Origin of the sequence: Parabacteroides distasonis (genome assembly GCF_004793765.1) — a bacterium.
GTDB classification, from domain to species: domain Bacteria; phylum Bacteroidota; class Bacteroidia; order Bacteroidales; family Tannerellaceae; genus Parabacteroides; species Parabacteroides distasonis_A.
Window position 1 is genome coordinate 16,738 of the sequence record NZ_SRYM01000029.1, and the last position, 22,572, is coordinate 39,309.

Below are 22,572 nucleotides of genomic sequence, written 5' to 3' on the forward strand. Positions count from 1 at the left end.
CAGGTACGAATCGACTATCGTATTTGCCAAAGAGATATTATCTGTCATCTTATAAATAATATTTTTCAATTTTACCTTTCCCTCTTAAACATATTAAGTACCTTTGAAGTTATTAAATAAATTAAAACGATATGTGTTTAGCGGTACCTGGAAAGATTATCTCAATCGATCGAAGGATCCCCGAAATGACCATGGCTAAAGTTGATTTCGGAGGCATCCTAAAAAATATATGTATTGAATGGGTGGATGTGAAAGAGGGGGATTATATCCTCGCTCACGCAGGAATCGCTATATCTGTTGTAGATGAGAAAGAAGCGGAGGAAACACTGAAAGACCTAAAAGAATTACAAAAGTGCGTTTCGTAGACGAATATAGAAGTAACGAGAAGGTACAAACTCTTCTGGAGGCCATCCGCAAAAAGGTGACACGGCCTTGGTATATCATGGAGATTTGTGGCGGACAAACACATGCTATCGCCCGTTATCGGCTGGAAGAGATGCTGCCTTCGAATCTTCACCTGCTCCATGGGCCAGGTTGCCCAGTCTGTGTAACACCGGTCGAGACAATCGACTACGCCTTGAAGTTGGCGACACAGCCGAATGTGATCTTAGCCTCTTTCGGGGATATGATGCGAGTTCCGGGAAGTAAGGAGGATTTATTGAGCGTAAAAGCGAAAGGAGCGGATATCCATATGCTATATACACCCTTAGATGCCCTATCACTGGCCGAGAAGAACCCGAATAAAGAAATCGTATTCTTCGCAATTGGTTTTGAGACGACCGCACCTGTCCACCTCATAGCTTTGAAAGAAGCCATACGCCGAGGGCTCCCAAACTTTTCCATCTTGACTTCCTTATTCACAGTACCGCCCGCTATCGAGGCTATCTTATCCAATCAGGAAAGTAAAGTAGACGGTTTCCTAACAGCCGGACATGTCTGCGCCGTGACAGGCAACAAGACCTATCACCGATTAGCCGCCCACTATAAAATACCGATGGTCGTCACCGGATTCGAGCCGGTAGATCTATTATATGGCATTTATCGCTGTGTCTCCCAGTTGGAAGCCGGAAGTTATGAGGTAGAGAACGCTTACAAACGGGCCGTTCCCGAGCAAGGGAACGCCGCCGCCCGTCAACTTATGGATGAGATGTTGGAACCTTGCGACCAAGACTGGCGGGGTATCGGAATCATCCCCTCCAGCGGGCTTCAACTTCGAGCCGAATATAAAAGATATTCCTCCCGAATGAGATTTCAATTGCGTCCGGAAGAAAACCGGATCGTATCCGAATGTCTCGCAGGACTGATTATGAGAGGTTTGAAACACCCCTCGGACTGTCCCCATTTCGGGAAGGCTTGCCATCCCACCCATCCGCTAGGAGCCCCGATGGTCTCCTCGGAAGGGGTTTGTTCCGCTTATTATAGATATAAATAGAAAGATATGGATATACACTTGAATTGCCCGATTCCTTTTACCGACTCAGATCGTGTGTTACTAGCGCACGGAGGGGGAGGACGCATGACACACCAACTGATCAGCCAAGTATTCTATCCGGCTTTCCGGAATCCTTTACTGGAACAGGATCATGACGGATGCGTGTTTCCTATCGAAGAAGGGCAACTAGCCTACTCTACCGACTCCTTCGTGGTAGACCCGATCTTTTTCCCCGGAGGAGATATCGGTGATCTGGCGATCAACGGAACCGTTAACGATCTAGCTTGTTGCGGTGCCCGTCCTTTGTTCCTGACCGTTGGGTTTATACTGGAAGAGGGCTTGCCACTAGCAGATATTCAGCGTATCGTACAATCCATGAAACGTGCGGCGGAGCGTGCAGGCGTACAGATCGTAGCCGGAGACACCAAAGTGGTGGAACGGGGTAAATGCGATAAATTGTTTATCAACACCAGCGGAATCGGGATCGTCCCGCCGGGCATACGAATTGCCCCTGACCAAGCCACTCCCGGCGATGTCGTCATTTGTAGCGGCCCGATTGGCCTACATGGTATCACGATCCTTTCCGCACGGGAAAGCTTGGGATTCGAGACGGATCTAAAAAGTGATACCACTTCGCTAAACATTATGATTTCTGAGCTGTTACATACTATAGGAGAGGTACATGTCTTACGTGACCCTACCCGAGGTGGCATAAGCGGAACCCTCAACGAGATCGCCCAAGATGCCGGCGTAGATATCCTGCTGGACGAAGACGCCCTGCCTATTCCGGAAGCGGTACGTGCCGCATCCGAGATGCTAGGATTAGACCCGCTCTATATAGCGAATGAAGGATTAGTACTTGTGATCCTGCCGGAAAGCCATGCGGAACAAGCGTTACCCCTTATGAGAGGTTTCGAGGAGGGCAGGCAAGCGACCGTCATCGGTCGTATCGCCAAGCAAAGCGGAGAGCAAGCCCGGGTCAAAATGAAGACATTATACGGTAACTACCGGATCATCGATATGCTAAGCGGGGAACAACTCCCCCGTATTTGTTAGAATACTTAATTGCAGAGATATGGAAAATAAAAGACCGTCCGTTTACGAAGAGTGCCGTCAGAAAGGCATTTCCCGCCGGGACTTCCTGAAGTTCTGTACCACCATGGCCGCCCTTATGGGATTGGAGGCTTCGGGAGTGGCACAGGTAGTAAATGCCTTAGAGACGAAACCCCGCCTTCCGATCATCTGGCTACACCTACAGGAATGTACCTGTTGTACCGAATCGTTTATCCGCGCCGCCCACCCAATCGTGGCAACCTTGTTGTTAGACAAGATTTCCCTAGATTATACCGAGACACTAATGGCCGCCGCCGGTGAACAGGCCGAGACCGCCAAGGAAGAGACCATGAAAAAGTATTACGGCAATTATCTACTGATGATCGAGGGATCGTTACCTACAAAAGACGAGGCTTATTGTTGCGTAGGCGGCAAGAGTGCCTTGCAGATCACCGAAGAGGCCGCCGCAGGAGCTAAAGCGATCATCGCTTGGGGCAACTGCGCTTCCGCCGGTTGCGTGCAAGCGGCGAACCCGAATCCTACCGGCGCTAAAGGTATCCATAAAGTCATCAAAGGTAAACCTATTATTAATGTACAAGGCTGTCCTCCGATCGCCGACGTGATGGCGGGTGTCATTATCTATATGTTGACCTTCGATCGTATGCCACAATTGGATGGATTGGGTCGTCCGAAGATGTTCTACTCACGCCGGGTACATGATACGTGCTACCGCCGTGCGAATTTCGACGCCGGTTTGTTCGTGGAGAGCTTCGACGATGAGAACGCCAAGCATGGCTACTGCCTGTATAAAGTGGGATGCAAAGGTCCAAGCACCTATAACTCGTGCGGTATCATCAAATGGAACGAGGGCACCAGTTACCCGATCCAAAGCGGTCACCCCTGTTTGGGTTGCAGCGAGGAGAATTTCTGGGATAACAGCCCGTTCTATAAACGTATGCCCGATATACACGGATTCGGTATCGAGGCCACGGCGGATCAGATCGGTCTGGCTCTTGGAGCCGCTACCGCCGCCGGTATCGCCGTACATGCCGTAGCGACTAACATACGGAAAAAAGAGCTTATCGACAATGATGAGCCGGAAAGTAAATCTACGATCTAATAAAACACTACTATCATGTCAGAAAGAATTGTCATAGACCCCATTACCCGTATAGAAGGCCACCTGCGAGTAGAGGCTGAAATAGAAGGTGGCACTATCAAGAACGCTTATAGCTCGGGTACCATGGTGCGGGGCATCGAGAATATCGTAAAAGATCGGGATCCCCGGGATGTATGGGCTTTCGTAGGCCGTGTTTGCGGCGTATGTACTTCCATCCACTCGCTTGCCTCGGTACGGGCGGTCGAGAACGCACGGGGTATCGTGATCCCTCCCAACGCCAGTATGGTTCGTAATATCATGCAAGCCGTATTGTACATGCATGACCATACGGTGCATTTCTATCAATTGCATGCATTGGATTGGGTAGATGTGGTATCCGCCTTAAAAGCCGATCCGAAAGCCGCCGCTTTACTTGCCCAGCAACTTTCTCCATGGGCAAAGAATACCGAGGGGTATTTCACCTCCACTCAAGAACGACTAAAGAAGTTCGTTGCCAGCGGGCAGCTTGGTATATTCGCCAATGGGTATTGGGGACATCCGGACTATAAACTTACGCCGGAACAGAACCTTATCGCTACCGTCCATTATCTGGACGCATTGGAATGGCAGAAAGAGGTCGTCAAGGTACACGCTGTGTTCGGGGGCAAGAATCCGCATCCAAACTATATCGTAGGCGGTATGCCTTGCAGCATCGACTTAAATGAGGCAAACTCGATCAACGCCGAACGACTCGCTTTGGTAAAGCAGAAACTAGAGGAGGCGAAAACATTCATCGATCAAGTTTATATCCCTGATTTATTAATGATCGCCAACGTCTACAAAGACAAATGGAGTAAGATAGGCGGAGGAGTACGCAATTATTTGTCTTACGGAGACTATCCGATGTTCGATCTCGGGGAAGTGGAAAGTTATAAGATTCCCAGAGGAATCATTTTGGATCGCGACCTAAGCAAAATACATCCCGTAGACGCTAACTCCCCGGAGGAAATCAAAGAGTATATCTACCATTCATGGTACAAATACACACAAGGAGACCAAACTGGTTTACACCCCTATGAGGGAGAAACCCATTTGAAATACACCGGCCCTCGTCCCCCCTATAAGTTGCTGGACGTAGAGGATAAATATAGTTGGATCAAGACACCACGTTGGAAACAGGAGCCAATGGAAGTGGGTCCGTTAGCTCGTTTGATCGTAGCTTACGCCGCCGGGAAGGAACCACAAAAGAGCATCATAGACGAGACTTTACGTCAGCTAGACTTACCGGTAGATGCTTTATTCTCTACCCTAGGACGTACCGCCGCTCGCGGATTGGAATGTAAAATGGCAGCGGACTGGGCTCTTGAGTTTTTCAATCAACTGATCAAAAACCTCGAGAACGGGGATTCCCGGATGGCAAACAGCGCCGAATGGGAACGGGAGAACTGGCCCGATCATGAACAAGGCGTAGGATTGGCCGAAGCTCCCCGTGGAGCGTTAGCCCATTTCATCGTAATCGACAAGAACCGGGTAAAGAACTACCAAATGGTAGTACCTACTACCTGGAACGCTTCACCGAGGGATGAGAACGGCGTATTATCCGCCTATGAATCCGCTTTGATCGGCACACCGATATACGACCCGAAGCAACCCCTAGAGATCCTTCGGACGATCCACTCTTTCGATCCTTGCCTAGCATGTGCCGTGCATCTGTATGACGAGGAAGGAAAATATGTACACCAAGTTGATACATTCTAAAAAACAATAAAGTCATGAAGAGTCGTAAGAAACGTTTAAGAGAAGTGTATGTATGGGAATTGCCCGTACGTATCTATCATTGGGTAAATGCGCTCTGTATCGTCATACTCTGCGTGACTGGCTTTATCATCGCCGATCCTCCGGCTATCATGTCCGCATCGGAGGCTTATTTCAGCTATTGGTTCGGCGTGGTCCGATTTATCCATTTCGTAACGGCGTTCGTGTTCTTCTTCAATTTCGTATTCCGGCTTTATTGGGGATTCGTCGGGAATCGTTATGCCAGATGGAATAACTTCATCCCGTTAAAGAAATCCCAATGGAAAGAGGTGTTGGAGGTGATCAAGGTAGATATCTTGATGATTAAGAACAAACCGGTAGACAGTATCGGGCATAATACCTTGGCTAGCTTAATTTATTTCGGTACTTTTTGGGCATTCTTGTTACAGTGTATCACTGGATTCGGCCTATACGCCAAGATGAGCCAGTCTTTCTTTCCGCAATTATTCGCATGGACCATCCCATTGATGGGCGGGGATTTGATGGCTCGACAGATTCATCATTTCCTGATGTGGTTCTTCATCCTTTTCGCTATTGTTCATATTTATCTAGTATTTTACCATGATTATATCGAGCAACGCGGCGAAACCTCCTCCATCATCGGTGGCTGGAAGTTTATCGAGGAAGACATAGCGGACAAGGAAGAAGTAACCGAGACTGCCGAGACTATCACTAAGATCGCTAAAAAAGGATGAAAGTGGAGAAGGAAACATTAGTATTAGGAGTAGGCAATTTATTGCTGAAAGACGAAGGTGTAGGCATACACGTTATCAAGGATTTAGAAAACGAGAAGCTCCCGGCTCACGTCCATTTGATGGACGGGGGCACGGGAGGGCTTCATTTATTAAGTTGGCTGCAAGGATATGACCGTATCATCATGATCGACGCCACGCTGGATAATAACCCTCCGGGCACCGTCCGTCTGATCCAACCTCGTTACGCCACCGACTTTCCCCCGCTCATGAGCGCCCACGAGATCGGTCTAAAAGATATGATCGACGCCATGATCCTGACCGACGATCTCCCGGAGACCCACCTGATCGTCATCTCTGCCCTTCATATCAACGAGGTCGGAATGGATCTGACACCCGAAGTAAAGGCGGCGGTTCCGGAAGTGATCCGGATGATACAAGAGATTATTTCAATACGTAATAGAGCATACCGGCAATAGCCGCTCCTGCTATCGGTCCTAGAACGGGCACCCAAGCATATTCCCAATGGCTGCTGCCTTTTCCCTTGATCGGCAATATAAAGTGTATAAACCGGGGAGCTAAATCACGGGCGGGGTTAATCGCATAGCCGGTAGTTCCACCTAAGGAAAGGCCGATTACCCAAACTGTAAACGCTACAGGAATGGCACCTACCGAACCTAAACCGATCGGCAAGGTACTATTACTATCATAAGCAAGCTCACCATCTGTTATAAAAAACACCACGAACATCAAGGCGAACGTACCGACAGCCTCTCCTAAGAAATTAATCGGATAATCCTTGATAGCCGGTGACGTGCAGAAAACGCCTAATTCCGCATCCGGATCATCCGTAGCGTCGAAGTGATCCTTATAAACCAGCCAAACCAATAAAGCGCCCAAGGCGGCACCTATCATTTGCCCGACGATATAAGTACATACATCACACCAAGGGAAAGTCCCTCCGATCGCCAATCCGATCGATACCGCCGGATTCAAATGTGCGCCACTATAAGGACCGGCTACCACGACACCGATAAATACGCCTAAAGCCCAAGCGGTCGTTATCGCTATCCAGCCCGCTCCATTACCTTTTGTTTTCGACAAACAGACATTCGCCACCACGCCTCCTCCCATCAGGATAAGAAGCATCGTACCCAACAATTCAGCTAAAAAAGGAGTCATACTTTAATAATTTAGTTCTCAATGTTTTACTTCAGTATTAGATAATCAGTTCTTACAATGCCCATTATAAGCACCCTTGATTGCCCATTATAAGGAGCTTACGATGGGCATTGTTACATGCTTAGAATGGGCATCAGCAGATTCTCACTCCGCCCAGTTCGATGAACGGCCCACCGCCTTATGCCAACCGGTCAGCAAACGGATCGATTCAGCCTCCCGCATACACGGGGTAAATACCTTATCCATCGACCATTGCTCTTTCAGTTCATCAATATCTTTCCAGTAGCCGATCGCCAAGCCTGCCAAATAAGCGGCTCCCAAGGCAGTCGTCTCCAATACATTCGGACGTACGACCGGACAACGGCAGATATCGGACTGGAATTGCATCAAGAAGTTATTAGCGATAGCGCCGCCATCTACCCGGATTTCTTTCGGCTTGGCGTGAATATCGTTTTCCATGGCCATCAATACATCATATACTTGATAACAAATACCCTCCAAAGCCGCACGGGTTAAATGAGCCGCCGTAGTTCCGCGGGTAATCCCAATAATAGCGCCACGTGCGTATTGATCCCAATACGGCGCACCCAAACCCGTCAACGCCGGCACAAAATAAACGCCCCCATTATCACTGACGGATTTCGCCATTTGCTCCGTAATCGAGGCATTCGGAATCAAGCCGATCCCATCCCTCAACCATTGGACGACGGCACCTCCCACAAAGACACTCCCTTCCAAGGCATAGGTTGTCTGATCCCCCAGTTTCCATGCGATCGTTGTCAATAGGTTATTCTGGGAAAGAACTGGTTCCTTGCCGGTATTCAAGATCATAAAGCAACCCGTTCCGTAGGTTGTCTTGAGCATACCATCCTCTACGCAGAGCTGGCCGAACAGAGCCGCCTGTTGATCGCCGGCCATACCGGATACCGGAATGCCTTTCTTAAAAACAGGGGTTGATGTCTCGCAGTAAACCTCACTACAACCTTTCACCTGCGGTAACATCGAGGTGGGTATCGTAAACAAATCCAATAACTCTTGGTCCCATTGCAAAGTACGGATATTGAAAAGCATGGTACGGGAAGCGTTCGTCACATCCGTGATGAATTGAGCGCCCCGAGTCAACTTCCAAACCAACCAAGTATCTACCGTACCGAAGCACAGTTCTCCCCGCTCCGCACGCTCCCGGATACCCTTTACGTTATCTAATATCCATTTTATTTTCGTGGCGGAGAAATAGGCGTCGATCACCAATCCGGTCTTCTGCTGGATACGTTCCGCCCAACCTTGCGATTTAAGCTCCTCGCAATAATCCGCCGTACGGCGATCTTGCCATACGATCGCGTTGTATACGGGAAAACCGGTCTCCCGGTCCCAGATGATGGTAGTCTCCCGCTGGTTAGCGATTCCGATACAGGCGATATGGCTATCCGTGACATCTGCTTTCGCCATCGCCTCCTTAATGACTGATGATTGGGTGTACCAAATCTCATTCGGGTCGTGCTCTACCCAGCCCGGTTTCGGGAAATACTGTTGAAATGGCTTCTGAGCCAACGTTATAATAGTTCCTTGATGATTAAACAGGATAGCCCGGGAGCTAGTGGTTCCCTGATCGATCGCCAGCACATATTTATTTCGAAAATTCATATCCTTCTCTATTAGTATCGTTTATCAATTTGTCAATTCAGTATATAACTCGAGGCAACCTCATTAAACGCCTTTATCTGAGCAGAGATCCAAGCCTCGTCCTTCCCCCATTCCGCAGCCAGAATCCCCGCTACTTTAGGAGCCATCGCCATCGCCGCCCGTGCGTCTAAAAATAAGATACGCAAACGGCGGGCCAATACATCCTCCAAAGTACGAGGCATCTCATTACGAACCAGCCAAGTTACCTCTCCTACCGTATAGGCATAGCCCGGATGCAACTTCTCCGCCATGACGGGGGAAGAGGCCACTAAGTTACGGATTTCGTCGGCATCCGTACCATATACGTATAAAGGATCGGAGAAATCCGGATTCTTCCGGCTACCATGGATTTGGTAACGCTCGGTAATACAATCTTTTGCAGGAACATGCATGTAACGTACAGCTAGGTCTAAGGTGTCTTGGGCCATTTTCCGATAGGTTGTCCATTTACCACCGATAATAGTGATCAAACCGGATTTCTCCCGGATCAATTTATGGCTACGTGATATCTCTTTTGTCTTTTTACCTTCGCTACGGGGAGCGGCGAGCGGACGAAGCCCCGCAAACACGGATAAGACATCGCTTCGCTTGGGTGGCCGGGTCAAATAGTTAGCGGCCGTATCGAGTATAAATTGAATTTCTTTCTCTAGGGCTACCGGTTCTTTTTCCGGCGACTCCATCAAGGTATCCGTTGTCCCTACCACGACTTTGCCATGCCAAGGCACGGCGAATAACACACGTCCATCCGATGTCTTAGGAATCATAATGGCGCAATCACTTTGCAAGAAAGAGGAATCCAATACCAAATGGACTCCTTGGCTAGGACGAACGGTCGGGCGTTTACCCGGCTCGTCCATTTGCAAGATCTCATCAGCGAAGACACCGGTAGCGTTGATCACGCAACGGGATTTTACTTGATAAACCGTACCAGTCTCCTCATCTCGAACCGTAGCACCAGATACTTTATGGTCGCCGTCTTTCAGAAGCCCTATGACTTTCGCATAGTTCAAGATACAAGCACCAGCATCAATAGAGCTGCGGACCATATTAATCGCAAGGCGGGAATCATCGAACTGGCCGTCATGATAAAGCACCCCGGCGGTCATCCCTTTCGAGCGAAGCATCGGAATGGTACGGAGCACTCGTTTCGGACCGATACAAACCGAACGTCCCAAACCTAGCTTTCCGGCCATCATATCATATAGGATCAGGCCTATCGTATAAAACGGACCTTCCCACCAACGATAACAAGGGATCAAGAAGGTTTGATCTTTTACCAAATGGGGAGCGTTCTGACGTAGCAGACCTCGTTCCCGCAAGGCTTCTAGCACCAAGGAGACATCTCCTTGCGCCAAATAACGGACACCGCCATGAACCAACTTCGTACTACGGCTGGAAGTCCCTTTCGTGAAATCCAATCGCTCGAATAAAGCTACCTTATATCCTCTTGTCGAAGCGTCCAAAGCGATACCTATACCGGTAGCCCCTCCCCCGATCACAAGAAAATCAAAGACTTCAGACGGGTCTTCCAACTGAGAAATCATTTTACAACGGTCCATAGCTCCTCCTTTTTAAGATTAACAGTCACAAATCTAACCATTAATTCTTAGTATAACAAAGGATTTGGGAAAAAGGATCAGTAGTGCTTTCTATTTTCCACAAAGACAGCAGCAGTTTCTATTGGAAGAAACTATAGTTTCATAGATATGAAACTATAGTTTTGCTATAGGAAAACAAAAGTTTTCCTTATGGGAAATTAAAAAAACTATAACAATCTGATTATTGTCACTCAAACATCTTATCGATACCTCCTGTATCCGGTGGAGTCGTAGGGCTATCTTCCTCCCCTCCTTCGCTACATGGGTTCGCATATTTCTCGGGGATCTCGAAGCTCTCATCTTCCGAGTAGCCTAACGTTTTATCTTTATAAACCTTTTGCATATAAAGGGCGTAAATCGGTAACGCCATACTCGCTCCCTGTCCTTCCGCCAAGCGGTCGAAATGGATGGAACGATCCTCGCCTCCTACCCAGCATCCGGAAACCAAGCTTGGCGTAAATCCCATAAACCAACCATCAGAGTTATTCTGGGTCGTGCCAGTCTTGCCACCCATCTCCGCCTTAATCCCATAGCGGAAACGTACACGCCCTCCGGTACCGCCGTCGATCACGCTTTTCAACATATGTAACATCTTATAAGAAGCATCTTCCGTCAGCACCTCACTCATCTGTGGGGTAAAGTTCGCAATTGTATTTCCATATGAATCTTCTATACGGGTCACGAATAAAGGTTCTACCCGGATGCCCTTGTTGGCAAATACAGTATAGGCTCCGACCATCTCACCCACCGATACATCCGGAGTACCCAGACAGACCGAGATAACCGGATCGATATGATTCTTCAAGCCGAAAGAATGAAGCAAACGAACAAACGTATAAGGTGAGAGCTGGCTCATCAGATAAGCTGTTACCCAGTTATCCGAGTTCTGTAATCCCCATTTAATCGTAACCATCTCGCCAATCCGTTTAGCGCTGGCGTTACGAGGAATCCACAAACGTCCGTTCTCATCCATCAACTGCTGCTGCACATGTAGCATCTGGTCGCAAGGACTGATCCCCTCGATCATCGCCAACGAATAAAGGAACGGTTTCATGGTTGAACCAATCTGACGGCGACCGCCATTCACCATATCATATTGGAAGTCATTATAATCAATACCACCTACATATGCCTTGACCTGTCCGGTGCGAGGGTCCATCGACATAAACGCCGTACGCAAGAAACTCTTATGATAACGAATCGAATCCAAGGGAGACATGACCGTATCAATCGGACCATCCCAACTAAACACACGCATATCAACAGCCTTCTCAAACTCCTTTCGCATATCGGCCTCAGCCATTCCACTCTTTTTCATCGCCCGGTAACGATCTGTCTGGTGCATCGCACGCATTAGCATCGTGTCTACCTGGCCGACACTTACGTCTTTTGAGAACGGAGCATAACTACGTCCCTTCTTTTCCCGGAAGAAAGCCGGTTGAAGATCTTTACTCATATGTTCACGGACAGCGTCTTCCGCATATTTCTGCATACGGGAATCGATACTCGTATAGATTTTCAGGCCATCCGTATAAAGATTATAGAATTCTCCATCGGCCTTTTTATTTTTGTTACACCATCCATATAACGGATTCGTAACCCAAGATAACGAGTCCTCACTGAATTTCTGGGATTGCCAAGAGGCGTAATTTTTACGCTCCGGTTTCTTCGCAGTCATTGCCAGACGAAGATATTCACGGAAGTAAGGAGCCAAACCGTCTTTATGGTCCATACGGGTAAAATGTACGACCAAGGGTAAAGCCTTCAACGAATCACATTCCGCCTTGGTTATGTACCCAGCCTTTTCCATCTGTTCCAAAACCGTATTACGACGACCGACGGTACGCTTGTTATGGCGAACCGGATTGAAATAAGAAGGGTTCTTGCACATGCCTACCAACGTGGCGGCTTCCTCGATCTTTAAGGTTTTAGGGGTCTTCCCGAAATACACACGAGACGCAGATTGGATTCCCACGGCATTGTACAAGAAGTCAAACTTATTCAGATACATATTTATAATCTCTTCCTTCGTATAATAACGTTCCAATTGAACAGCGATCACCCATTCGATCGGTTTCTGGAAGAGACGTTCCATTACATTATCGGCACTCGGCGAGAATAATTGCTTCGCCAATTGTTGGGTAATGGTACTACCGCCACCACCGCTTTTTTGCATCAAGATACCCCGCTTCACGATGGCACGAAACAAACCCTGCGCATCGATACCGCTATGTTCGGCAAACCGGATATCCTCGGTAGCGATCAAGGCTTTCACCAAATCCGGCGAAAGATCCTCGTAGTTCACGTAAATACGATTGTCCTTGCTATGTGCATAGGCTCCCAGCGCCTTTCCGTCTGAGGAGATAACTAGGGAAGCATATTTATCAATCGGGTTCTCCAATTGTTCCACCGGAGGCATATAACCAATTGAACCATTCGCTATCGCCATAAACACCATTACCACCGCCCCTAATATAGCGAGGTATACTATCCAACAAGAAATAAGGATACCTTTTGTAATCTTTGATGCCATCTTTTTATATTTCACGGTATAGATAAGAGACTCATCCTATCCACAACGACCTAATTTAAGATCACAAAAATAGAGGAAAATACGATCTTATGCAAGTTGAGGCACATATTTCGCCAACAAATAACCACCAGCGAGTAACCAAACATATAAAATAGTGGCCAAAACAAAGGGCTTAACGCCAGCTTTCTTAAATTTCTCGATACTAGTCTCCGTACCAAGAGCAGTCATGGCCATTGTCAGCATGAACGTATCTACCTGATTGATCCCATCCACAACCGCATGAGGAAGCAAGTCGAGCGAATTGAAACCAATCACGGCCAAGAAACCAAACGCAAACCAAGGAATAGTGATCTTTCCACGAGAAGGGGCTACGCCTCCACCATCCCTCCCCCCGTTAGTCACAGACTTCACGGCGATTCGAGCCAACATGAAACTCATGACCACTAGCACAGGAGCTAACATCATCACACGAATCATTTTCACGATAATAGCCGCATCCGAAATTTCCTTTCCCATAGCGTTACCGGCTCCTACCACATGAGCTACCTCATGCAAAGTCGCACCCGTATAAAGTCCCATTTGCTCCGGGTCTAAATCAAGAATACCCGCACGGTACATCACCGGATAAATAAACATAGAAAGCGTACCGAAAATCACGACTGTCGATACGGCAACCGCCGTCTTATGAGCCTCACACTTCACGACCGGTTCAGCGCCCAATACTGCGGCAGCCCCGCAAATAGCACTACCCGTGGCGGTCAGTAAAGCAAGGTCTTTATCCATTTTCATCAATCGCCCCACCCAAACACCGATCAAGATGGTAAGCACTACGATCACCATATCGATCAGGACTGCCGGAAGGCCGATCGCAATCACGCTCTGGAAGGTCAGCTTAAACCCATATAGAACGATACCCGCACGAAGTACTTGCTTAGTACAAAACAGGATACCTGGAACCCATGTCTCCGGCAAATGGTTTCTCAGGCTGTTGGCGTACAACATACCTAAAATAACACCGACAATCAACGGGCTGAATGACAATTGCTTAATAAATTGAAACTCCGCTATATAGAATGCGGAACAAGAAAAAAGGGCTATCAGCAAGACACCATGTAATACGTTACCTCGTTTTTCACTAAACATAATTATTGATTTTTTTAGTATAACATATCATTATTTGATTTCGTTCGCAAAAGTACATATTTTCATCCGATCCCTTACTTCATAAGTTTTTATAGCAAATAACCTAAAGTTATTGCCAATGTTGACTGGCAAAACGCATGAAACTCTCTTCCATACCGCTGTTTTGTCCCTGCGGCTCCACAAAGGAGAAAGTCCGTTCAGCCTTAAATCCCTCAATATCTATCACTTTCAAACGCCCATCCATCAGCTCACGTGTCACCGCCCGAATAGAAAGAATTCCCAATGCATCGGAATTTTCCAAGAATAATTTGATACTCTCCGTACTACCTAGCTGCAATAATACGTTCAATTGCGACAGTTTGATCTGGTGTTTTACTAAAGTCCCCTCCAAGACCTCAAGCGTACCGGAACCGTTTTCACGAAGTACTACGGGCAAAGCACAAAGTTGTTCCAACGTCAGTTCGTCATAAGCAGCCAACTTAGACCCTACATGAGTGACAACCACTAACTCATCCTTCATAAAAGGTATATAATGCATCGTATTTTGACGGGTAGTCCCTTCCACCAATCCTAACGTTATTTTTCCATCTCGCAAAGCCAACTCTATATCCCGGCTATTCCCATTCAATACGGATACATGTATATCCGGAAACATCTTAATGAATAAAGCAAGCACGGGAGGAAGAACATATTGGGATATTGTCGTACTGGCACCTAAATGTAAATCCCCTAGAAAATTATTTGTCAGCAGATTCATCTCGAAATCCAATTGACGATACGAAGCCAACAGGGAATGGGTATGCGAAAACAACAACTCGCCTGCACGAGTTAAACGGATCTGGCTACCTGTTCGTTCAAAGAGAGGCGTCTTATATTGAACCTCTAACTCATGGATATGCTTACTAATAGCGGGTTGACTAATGAACAACTCCCGGGACGCTTTCGTGAAACTTAAGTTACAAGCTACGCTATGAAATACTTTTAATCGAAAATCCATGATATTCTATCTTTTGCCGTTTTAATTTAACAAAGATAAAAATAATACTGTATATTTGTGGATTGAAACATAAATATATGAATGAATATGAAATATCTATATGTTTTATTGTTGACGTTGACCGTCAATGCATGCAGTGGTCAACACAATCAAAAAACGGAAGAATCCAATGTAGCGCCACCCACCTTTGAAATGGTCTCAGTCCCCACCCTAATCACAGACCCGGTGGAAAGGGCCGAATATTTAGTGAAACATTATTGGGATAAATTCGACTTCAAGGATACGACCTATATCCATGAACCTCAAGTGACCGAGCAGGCATTATCCAACTATATAGATTTGATGAACTATGTCTCGCCTGCGGCTATGTCTTCTTCCGTAAAAGCGATGATGAAACAAACAGAACAAGACAGTGCCATGTTTCAGTACTTTTCCGAGATGATGGAGAAATATCTATACGACCCGAACTCTCCTCTAAGAAATGAGGAAATGTATATAGCGGTCTTAGAATACATTACCGAATCCTCGTCATTAAGCGATGTGGAAAAAATACGTCCCGCCCATTTGCTAGAGCTCTCATTAAAAAACAGAATCGGGACGCCCGCTGCCGATTTCACATACACATTAGCAAACGGACAAACCGAGAAATTATACAATATAAAAGCGGATTATCTATTATTATTTTTCAATAATCCGGATTGCCATACTTGTCAAGAAATAACTAGACAAATGGAATCGTCCTTCTTGATCAATGAATTTTCAAACAACAACAAACTAAAGATTTTAGCCGTTTATCCGGACGAGGATCTGAACGCATGGAAAAAACACATTTCCGTCATGCCTAAAGATTGGATCAACTCATACGACAAAAGTGTTTCGCTTAAAAACAACGAGATCTACGACTTAAAAGCGATACCCACATTATACCTATTGAACAAAGAGAAGAAAGTATTGTTGAAAGACGCTACTTTTCAACAAATCGAAAATTATTTATCACAAACAACTAACTAATTTAAAACATGAAAAAAATCTTATTGTCCTTGGCTTTCTTAGCAGGAGCGAGCCTAACGGTTTCCGCCCAATTCAAGATTGGCGGCAAGACCATTAATACAAAAAAAGTGATTAATGCCGCAGCAGATGTAGCGCATGCCGCTACTCTTTCCGACGAGGATGTAGCCAAAATGGCAAAAGAGTACATCGAATGGATGGACACTCATAACGAGGTAGCTGGTCCGGATACGGAAATGGGACAACGCTTGGAACGCTTGACCGCTAATGTGAAGAAAGTTTCCGGCCTAGACTTGAATTTTAAAGTGTATAATGTAGTAGATGTAAACGCTTTCGCCTGTGGAGATGGAAGTGTACGCGTATGTGGCGGATTAATGAAAATCATGGACGATGACGAGGTATTCGCTGTTATCGGTCATGAGATCGGACACGTCGTTCATTCTGACTCTAAAGACGCCATGAAAAACGCTTACTTGACCTCCGCCGCTAAAAATGCCGCCGGAGCCGTAAATGGAACCGTATCCAAACTTACCGACTCTCAATTGGGAGACATGGCACAGGCCTTGGCTGGCGCTCAATATTCCCAAAAACAAGAGTATGAGGCGGATGAATTCGGATTCCAATTTTGTATAGATAACGGACGAGATCCGTACGGAATGTCTAACTCATTAAATAAGTTGTTACAATTGAGTGAGTCGGAAGCTAAATCGTCTAAGTTTATGCAGATGTTCTCAAGCCATCCCGAGACTCAAAAACGTGTCGATCGGGTAAAAGAAAAGGCCGATGAGTACATGAAAAGCAAGTAATAACAGTTAACCGCCCTTTAGCAGGCCGGACTATTATTAAAATAATGCTAACGTATCAAGGATTTGTACCACGAAATCATGCTGTACAACATAAAACACTATATATTTGCACTGTGTTTTTCATGGTATTAGATTTAAGGTTAGTAATGAAGATTGGTCATCCGTGACGGATGACCATTTTTTTGCTTTGATAATCAAAAAAAAAACTTCTACCTTTACAAAAGATCTATCTATTAAGAATCATGACACACACATAAATATTGAATAAGACAAAACGGCATGTATATATACCGGCATTGGTATCAAAGAAGAAAAGCAAGACGGCGTTTTCAATCGTTTCACGAAACTGGATGAATTCGCCAAAGGTACCGGTTAGGGACTATCCATTTGCAAAGTGATAGCCGAACGTTTCGATGGGTATATCGCCATAGGGCCCGAAGTGGGAAAAGGAAGCCGTTTTTCCATATATCCTTCCCCTTAACCCCAAACACACTGAAAGTGATTAATCGCATTTATTCTCGATAATCCCGAAAATAATATTACTTTTGCTTTCGTATACAATTTAAAATTTCAGTTCTGTGAGTACAAGAATAAAATTAAGAGTCCAAGGATTAACGAACAGCCAAACTCAGTCTGGGGCCTATGCGTTAGTTTTGGCTGAAGAAAATGGTCCACGGCGAATTCCAATCATCGTTGGAACCGCTGAAGCACAGTCTATAGCGATCGCTTTGGAACATATCGTACCTCCTCGTCCATTAACACACGACTTATTCGCCTCTTTCGCACAAGCGTTCAACGTCATTCTAAAGGAAGTATATATCTACAAATTCGAGGATGGTGTATTTTACTCTGAATTAGAGTTTAGCGACGGAGAGCGCTCGATAAAGCTGGATTCTCGCACTTCCGACGCCATAGCCATAGCGCTCCGGATAAATTGCGACATATTTATCTCAGACGAGATCATCAATGATTGCGGTGTCATACTAGACCTCTTATCCCTCCCGACAGACGAATCAGAAGAGGACGAGGCTTTATTAGAATTAGAACCGGATGAGATCAAAGACGAAGCCCAGTTAAAGAAATGGTTAAGCCTATTGGATACTCAAGAAATAAAGGAACGATTGGAAGACGCTATAGCGGACGAGAATTACGAATATGCGAAAATGTATAAAGACGAGTTGCGCCGTCGAGAAGAAGAGGAGAGCACAAACTGATGATTGGAGAACAAGGAGGATTCGGACTGGTCTCATTTTTAAGAGGTCTGCTTGGGATCATTACGATTCTAGGTATCGCTTATGCGATGAGTTATGACCGTAAACGGATCGATTGGAAGTTAGTAGGCGGTGGTTTGTTCATGCAGATCGTATTCGCTTTGGCGGTTTTATATGTGCCGTTCGTCGGAAACCTATTGGAAGGATGCGGTAAGATATTTGTCAAGTTGATGGACTTCACGGATGCCGGTCTTACTTTCTTACTAGGTACGTACGCCTCTAAAGCAGCTGGATTCAGTTTTTTGCTTCATTCATTACCTATCGTTATATTCTTCTCCGCCTTGGTCTCCATGTTTTACCATTGGGGGATTATCCAGAAAGTAGTCAGTGCCTTTGCATGGGTATTGCGTAAATTCATGAATATATCCGGATCGGAGGGATTAGTGGCTGCTGGTAATATTTTTATGGGGATGACAGAATCTCCGGTGTTGATCAAGAATTACCTGCCGATGATGAATCGTTCGGAGATATTTCTAGTCATGGTATCCGGAATGGGAACGATCGCCGGTTCGGTAATGGGTACTTACATCGGTATGTTGGGAGGAACAGACCCAGCGGCAAAGGTCTTATTCGCCACTCATTTGCTCTCGGCTTCCGTGATGGCGGTACCGGGATCAATCGTTTTAGCGAAGATGCTTTGTCCGCAGACGGAAGAAGCTACAGATCATGTAGCTGTTTCCGGCAAGGAAAAAGAGAACTCGAATATTTTAGATGCCATCTCATCAGGTACGGTTACCGGCGTAAAGTTAATGACGAATATCGCCGCAATGCTATTGGTATTCATATCCCTTGTAGCGTTAGCGAATTATATTACGGAAGACGTGATAGGACGTTACACTGGATTGAACGACTGGATAGTGGAGACCACCGATGGCAAAGCAAGAGGCTTGACCTTCCAATTCATACTAGGTGTAATAGCGTCTCCTTTCATGTGGCTGATCGGGATTCCTAGTCAAGATATCATGTTGGCAGGTTCGCTATTAGGACAAAAGACCATATTGAATGAATTTGTCGCTTATTTCCAGCTACAACAATGGAAAGATGCGGGATTATTCATGTATGAGAAATCGATCTTGATGTCTACTTATATCCTTTGTGGATTCGCTAATATCTCGTCTATCGGTATCTTATTAGGCGGATTGGGTGTATTAGCCCCGGAAAAACGAGGATTAATTTCACGTATCGGCGTACTGGCCATGATCGGCGGAGCCTTGGTCTCTGTACTATCGGCTACTATAATTGGAATGATCCTTGGGTAATTGAGAATTAAATTATTATGCAGATTTTTTACACACCAGATATTGCGGTAAACCCGGAATTACCGGAAGAAGAAGCAGGACATTGTATACGGGTACTTCGTCTAGGCGAAGGCGATGAGATATTATTGACGGATGGACAAGGCTCTTTTTATAAAGCGGCTATTAGCCGGGCACATCCCAAACACTGTGAGGTGACCCTCTTAGAGAGTTGGAAACAACCCGACCTATGGAACTTCAATCTCCATATAGCCGTAGCTCCTACTAAAAGCATGGACCGGATGGAATGGTTCGTGGAAAAAGCGACGGAGATAGGGATCAATGCGATCACCTGTCTGAATTGTCGTTTCTCCGAGCGTAAAGAGATCAAGCCGGTTCGATTGGAGAAGATATTGATCAGCGCCATGAAGCAATCCCAGAAAGCGACTTTGCCAGTGTTAGAAGGAATGACGGAGTTCAAGAAGTTTGTCGCCACTCCTTTTGACGGACGTAAGTTTATCGCCCATTGCGAGGAAGGCGAGAAACCGCTATTGAAACATACGTATCAGCCGGGAGAGAATGCCTTAATCCTCATCGGACCGGAAGGTGATTTTAGCCCGGAAGAAATCAAACTGGCTCAAGAGAATGGTTTCGAGCCGATCTCTTTAGGAGAAAGCCGGCTACGTACGGAAACGGCCGCACTAGTCGCTTGCCAAACGATCCATGTGTTAAATCAATAGAATAATCCTATTTCCATTAAAAACACATTAATCCTTATATGGGTTATTAAGCAAATCGTTACATTTGTAATGATATTAACAAATCTAATCTAATAACAATTTTAAGTAACATGAAAAATTTGTTCAAATCATTCTTGATTCTTTCAGCCATAGCTATGGCTATCCCCTGTATCGCTCAAACTCCGAATACATTGACTAAAAAGGAGAAAAAAGCTGGCTGGGAATTATTATTCAACGGAAAAGACTTCTCAGGATGGCGTCAATGTAACGGAACCGCTATGCCTGCGAACTGGGTTATAGAAGACAATGCAATGAAAGTATTTACCGGCGAAGGCAAGAAACCGGGACAAGGCGCTAATGGCGATATCCTTTACCAGAACAAAAAGTTCAAAAACTTCGAGCTTTCGGTAGACTGGAAAGCCAGCAAGATGGGAAACTCCGGTATCTTCTATTATGTACGCGAGGTACCCGGTAAACCTATTTATTATGCGGCTCCCGAAGTACAGGTGCTAGATAACGTGGACGCAACCGACAACAAATTAGCAAACCACCTAGCAGGTTCTCTATATGACATGCTTCCCGCAGATCCGAAAACAGTTAATCCTGCCGGCGAGTGGAATACGATCGTAATCCGTGTAAAAGATGGAAAAGTAACGCATACTCAAAATGGCAAAAAAGTAGTTGAGTACACTTTATGGAGCAAAGAGTGGGATGATCTGGTAGCTAACAGTAAATTCAAGAACTTCCCGGGTTTTACCGAAGGTATCTCTAAAGAAGGTTATATAGGTCTGCAAGATCATGGCTATCCTATATGGTTCCGTAATATCAAGATCCGTGAACTAAAATAGTTCTTCGAATCTATCGTATATAAATAAAAAGCCCGGGATTCTGATAAATCACCGGGCCTTTTCATATCTGTTTAAAAAGTAAGCCCAATTACTCCCACTCAATTGTCGCATTCGGTTTCGGAGACATATCGTAGCATACACGGTTCACGTTCTTCACCTCTTTCAAGATACGATCCGTAATCTTCATCAAGATTGGCCAATCAACCGGTTCGATCGTAGCGGTCATGGCATCTACCGTATTGACGGCACGGATAATCACGGGCCATTCGAAAGAACGGGCGTTATCACGTACGCCAACCGACTTAAAGTCGGGTACTACCGTAAAGTATTGCCATACCTTTTTATCCAATCCGGCGTTCTTGAACTCCTCCCGTAAGATCGCATCCGACTCACGTACCGCTTCCAGTCTATCACGAGTGATAGCGCCCAAGCAACGTACGCCCAAACCCGGTCCGGGGAACGGCTGACGATAAACCATGTCATAAGGCAAACCTAACTCTACGCCACAAGCACGAACCTCGTCCTTGAATAATTGACGCAAAGGCTCAACCAACTCAAATTGCAAATCTTCCGGCAGACCGCCTACGTTATGATGGGATTTCACCATCTTAGCCGTCTTCGTTCCGCTCTCCACGATATCCGGATAGATCGTTCCTTGAGCCAAGAAATCGATTCCATCTAATTTGCGAGCTTCTTCCTCAAATACACGGATAAACTCACCACCGATAATCTTACGCTTTTGCTCCGGATCTTCCACGTCGGCCAGCTTGTTCAAGAAACGATCGGTAGCGTCTACATACACCAAATTGGCGTTCAACTGGTTCTTGAAGACCTCAACGACATCCTCAGACTCGCCCTTACGCATCAAGCCATGGTTAACATGTACGCAAACCAATTTATCGCCGATCGCTTTCAAAAGCAAAGCGGCTACTACAGAGCTATCAACACCTCCAGACAAGGCCAGCAGAACTTTCTTATCCCCTACCTGACGCTTTACCAATTCAATCTGGTCATTGACAAAATTCGTCATATTCCAGTTTGCCTCAGCCTTGCAAGTATCGAACACGAAAGACTTGACAGCGCCCTTGATCGCCTCGACATCATCCGTAAACTCCGGCAATTTAACCTCGCACAACGCCTTATCGTGACCTGCGGCCATTACAGGAGTGCCCATCTCGTAAATACCCGGATTCACGTCGATAGCTACACCGTCGATAACATTGTTTGGGCCACCATTGATAATGATACCTTTCACGTTTGGCAAGGCTTTTAATTCCTCAACCGTGATGTCATGCGGATAAATCTCACTATAAACGCCTAACGCACGAATAGCACGAGCCAACACCGTATTCTCATGACTACCTAAATCCAAGATAACAATCATATCTTGCTTCATGTGACTTTTAAATTTTATTGATTTTACACTTTGTTATACCT

At 45.9% G+C, this 22,572-nt stretch carries 20 protein-coding genes; 13 read left to right on the top strand and 7 right to left on the bottom strand.

Annotated elements, in window-relative coordinates:
* Positions 1 to 131 precede the first annotated feature (131 nt).
* Genes E5342_RS11020 through E5342_RS11050 form a run of 7 tightly spaced genes read left to right on the top strand, consistent with a single transcriptional unit; the run spans position 132 to position 6,570 of the window.
* On the top strand, positions 132 to 365 hold the full coding sequence (locus tag E5342_RS11020; RefSeq protein ID WP_121736808.1) for a HypC/HybG/HupF family hydrogenase formation chaperone: 234 nt from the start codon (positions 132 to 134) through the stop codon (positions 363 to 365).
* A complete protein-coding gene (gene hypD / locus E5342_RS11025) occupies positions 353 to 1,432 on the top strand; it encodes a hydrogenase formation protein HypD (protein WP_135959377.1) in 1,080 nt (359 codons plus the stop codon). The genes E5342_RS11020 and hypD overlap by 13 nt, the downstream gene beginning before the upstream one ends.
* Before the next feature lie 6 nt (positions 1,433 to 1,438).
* Positions 1,439 to 2,488, top strand: coding sequence for a hydrogenase expression/formation protein HypE (gene hypE / locus E5342_RS11030; protein ID WP_121736806.1), 1,050 nt, complete (start codon positions 1,439 to 1,441; stop codon positions 2,486 to 2,488).
* A gap of 19 nt (positions 2,489 to 2,507) precedes the next feature.
* The gene (locus E5342_RS11035; protein WP_121736805.1) at positions 2,508 to 3,605 is read left to right on the top strand and encodes a hydrogenase small subunit; all 1,098 of its coding nucleotides are present in this window, start codon (positions 2,508 to 2,510) and stop codon (positions 3,603 to 3,605) included.
* A 15-nt stretch (positions 3,606 to 3,620) separates the two neighbouring features.
* Entirely contained in the window at positions 3,621 to 5,342 is a 1,722-nt protein-coding gene (locus E5342_RS11040; RefSeq protein WP_121736804.1) for a nickel-dependent hydrogenase large subunit, read from the top strand.
* 14 nt (positions 5,343 to 5,356) lie between these two features.
* Positions 5,357 to 6,094, top strand: coding sequence for a Ni/Fe-hydrogenase, b-type cytochrome subunit (gene cybH / locus E5342_RS11045; protein ID WP_121736803.1), 738 nt, complete (start codon positions 5,357 to 5,359; stop codon positions 6,092 to 6,094).
* A complete protein-coding gene (locus tag E5342_RS11050; RefSeq protein WP_121736802.1) occupies positions 6,091 to 6,570 on the top strand; it encodes a hydrogenase maturation protease in 480 nt (159 codons plus the stop codon). The genes cybH and E5342_RS11050 overlap by 4 nt, the downstream gene beginning before the upstream one ends.
* Here the strand turns inward: E5342_RS11050 and E5342_RS11055 are convergent.
* The 6 genes from E5342_RS11055 to E5342_RS11080 all read right to left on the bottom strand — a co-directional run bounded on the left by E5342_RS11055 (position 6,536) and on the right by E5342_RS11080 (position 15,227).
* Positions 6,536 to 7,273 (bottom strand): MIP/aquaporin family protein, encoded by a 738-nt coding sequence (locus tag E5342_RS11055; RefSeq protein WP_121736801.1) that lies wholly within the window; start codon positions 7,271 to 7,273, stop codon positions 6,536 to 6,538. The two genes, E5342_RS11050 and E5342_RS11055, sit on opposite strands and share 35 nt — an antisense overlap.
* Before the next feature lie 144 nt (positions 7,274 to 7,417).
* A complete protein-coding gene (glpK, locus tag E5342_RS11060; RefSeq protein ID WP_121736800.1) occupies positions 7,418 to 8,917 on the bottom strand; it encodes a glycerol kinase GlpK in 1,500 nt (499 codons plus the stop codon).
* Between the two features lie 32 nt (positions 8,918 to 8,949).
* Complete coding sequence (locus E5342_RS11065) at positions 8,950 to 10,515, bottom strand: glycerol-3-phosphate dehydrogenase/oxidase (protein WP_121736799.1); 1,566 nt, start codon at positions 10,513 to 10,515, stop codon at positions 8,950 to 8,952.
* Positions 10,516 to 10,741: 226 nt separating this feature from the next.
* A complete protein-coding gene (locus E5342_RS11070) occupies positions 10,742 to 13,087 on the bottom strand; it encodes a transglycosylase domain-containing protein (RefSeq protein WP_121736798.1) in 2,346 nt (781 codons plus the stop codon).
* Between the two features lie 87 nt (positions 13,088 to 13,174).
* Positions 13,175 to 14,230: a YeiH family protein gene (locus E5342_RS11075; RefSeq protein ID WP_135959378.1), complete on the bottom strand. Its 1,056-nt coding sequence runs from the start codon at positions 14,228 to 14,230 to the stop codon at positions 13,175 to 13,177.
* A 109-nt stretch (positions 14,231 to 14,339) separates the two neighbouring features.
* Positions 14,340 to 15,227, bottom strand: a complete 888-nt coding sequence (locus E5342_RS11080; protein ID WP_121736796.1) for a LysR family transcriptional regulator — start codon at positions 15,225 to 15,227, stop codon at positions 14,340 to 14,342.
* 81 nt (positions 15,228 to 15,308) lie between these two features.
* On the opposite strand from E5342_RS11080, the gene E5342_RS11085 reads away from it, so the two are divergent.
* The 6 genes from E5342_RS11085 (at position 15,309) to E5342_RS11115 (ending at position 21,135) form a co-directional block, all read left to right on the top strand.
* On the top strand, positions 15,309 to 16,238 hold the full coding sequence (locus tag E5342_RS11085; protein ID WP_168354477.1) for a DUF5106 domain-containing protein: 930 nt from the start codon (positions 15,309 to 15,311) through the stop codon (positions 16,236 to 16,238).
* Between the two features lie 8 nt (positions 16,239 to 16,246).
* Positions 16,247 to 17,041, top strand: coding sequence for a M48 family metallopeptidase (locus tag E5342_RS11090; RefSeq protein ID WP_121736795.1), 795 nt, complete (start codon positions 16,247 to 16,249; stop codon positions 17,039 to 17,041).
* 578 nt (positions 17,042 to 17,619) lie between these two features.
* Positions 17,620 to 18,255, top strand: coding sequence for a bifunctional nuclease family protein (locus E5342_RS11100; protein WP_135959380.1), 636 nt, complete (start codon positions 17,620 to 17,622; stop codon positions 18,253 to 18,255).
* Complete coding sequence (locus tag E5342_RS11105) at positions 18,255 to 19,571, top strand: NupC/NupG family nucleoside CNT transporter (RefSeq protein ID WP_135959381.1); 1,317 nt, start codon at positions 18,255 to 18,257, stop codon at positions 19,569 to 19,571. Before E5342_RS11100 ends, E5342_RS11105 begins: the two co-directional genes overlap by 1 nt.
* A 17-nt stretch (positions 19,572 to 19,588) precedes the next feature.
* A complete protein-coding gene (locus E5342_RS11110) occupies positions 19,589 to 20,287 on the top strand; it encodes a 16S rRNA (uracil(1498)-N(3))-methyltransferase (protein WP_135959382.1) in 699 nt (232 codons plus the stop codon).
* 110 nt (positions 20,288 to 20,397) lie between these two features.
* Complete coding sequence (locus E5342_RS11115) at positions 20,398 to 21,135, top strand: 3-keto-disaccharide hydrolase (RefSeq protein WP_057327341.1); 738 nt, start codon at positions 20,398 to 20,400, stop codon at positions 21,133 to 21,135.
* 88 nt (positions 21,136 to 21,223) lie between these two features.
* Here E5342_RS11115 and guaA read toward each other — a convergent pair whose 3' ends face one another.
* Positions 21,224 to 22,531 carry a glutamine-hydrolyzing GMP synthase gene (gene guaA / locus E5342_RS11120; RefSeq protein WP_005854978.1) on the bottom strand — a complete coding sequence of 436 codons (1,308 nt, stop codon included), beginning with the start codon at positions 22,529 to 22,531 and terminating at the stop codon, positions 21,224 to 21,226.
* Positions 22,532 to 22,572 lie beyond the last annotated feature (41 nt).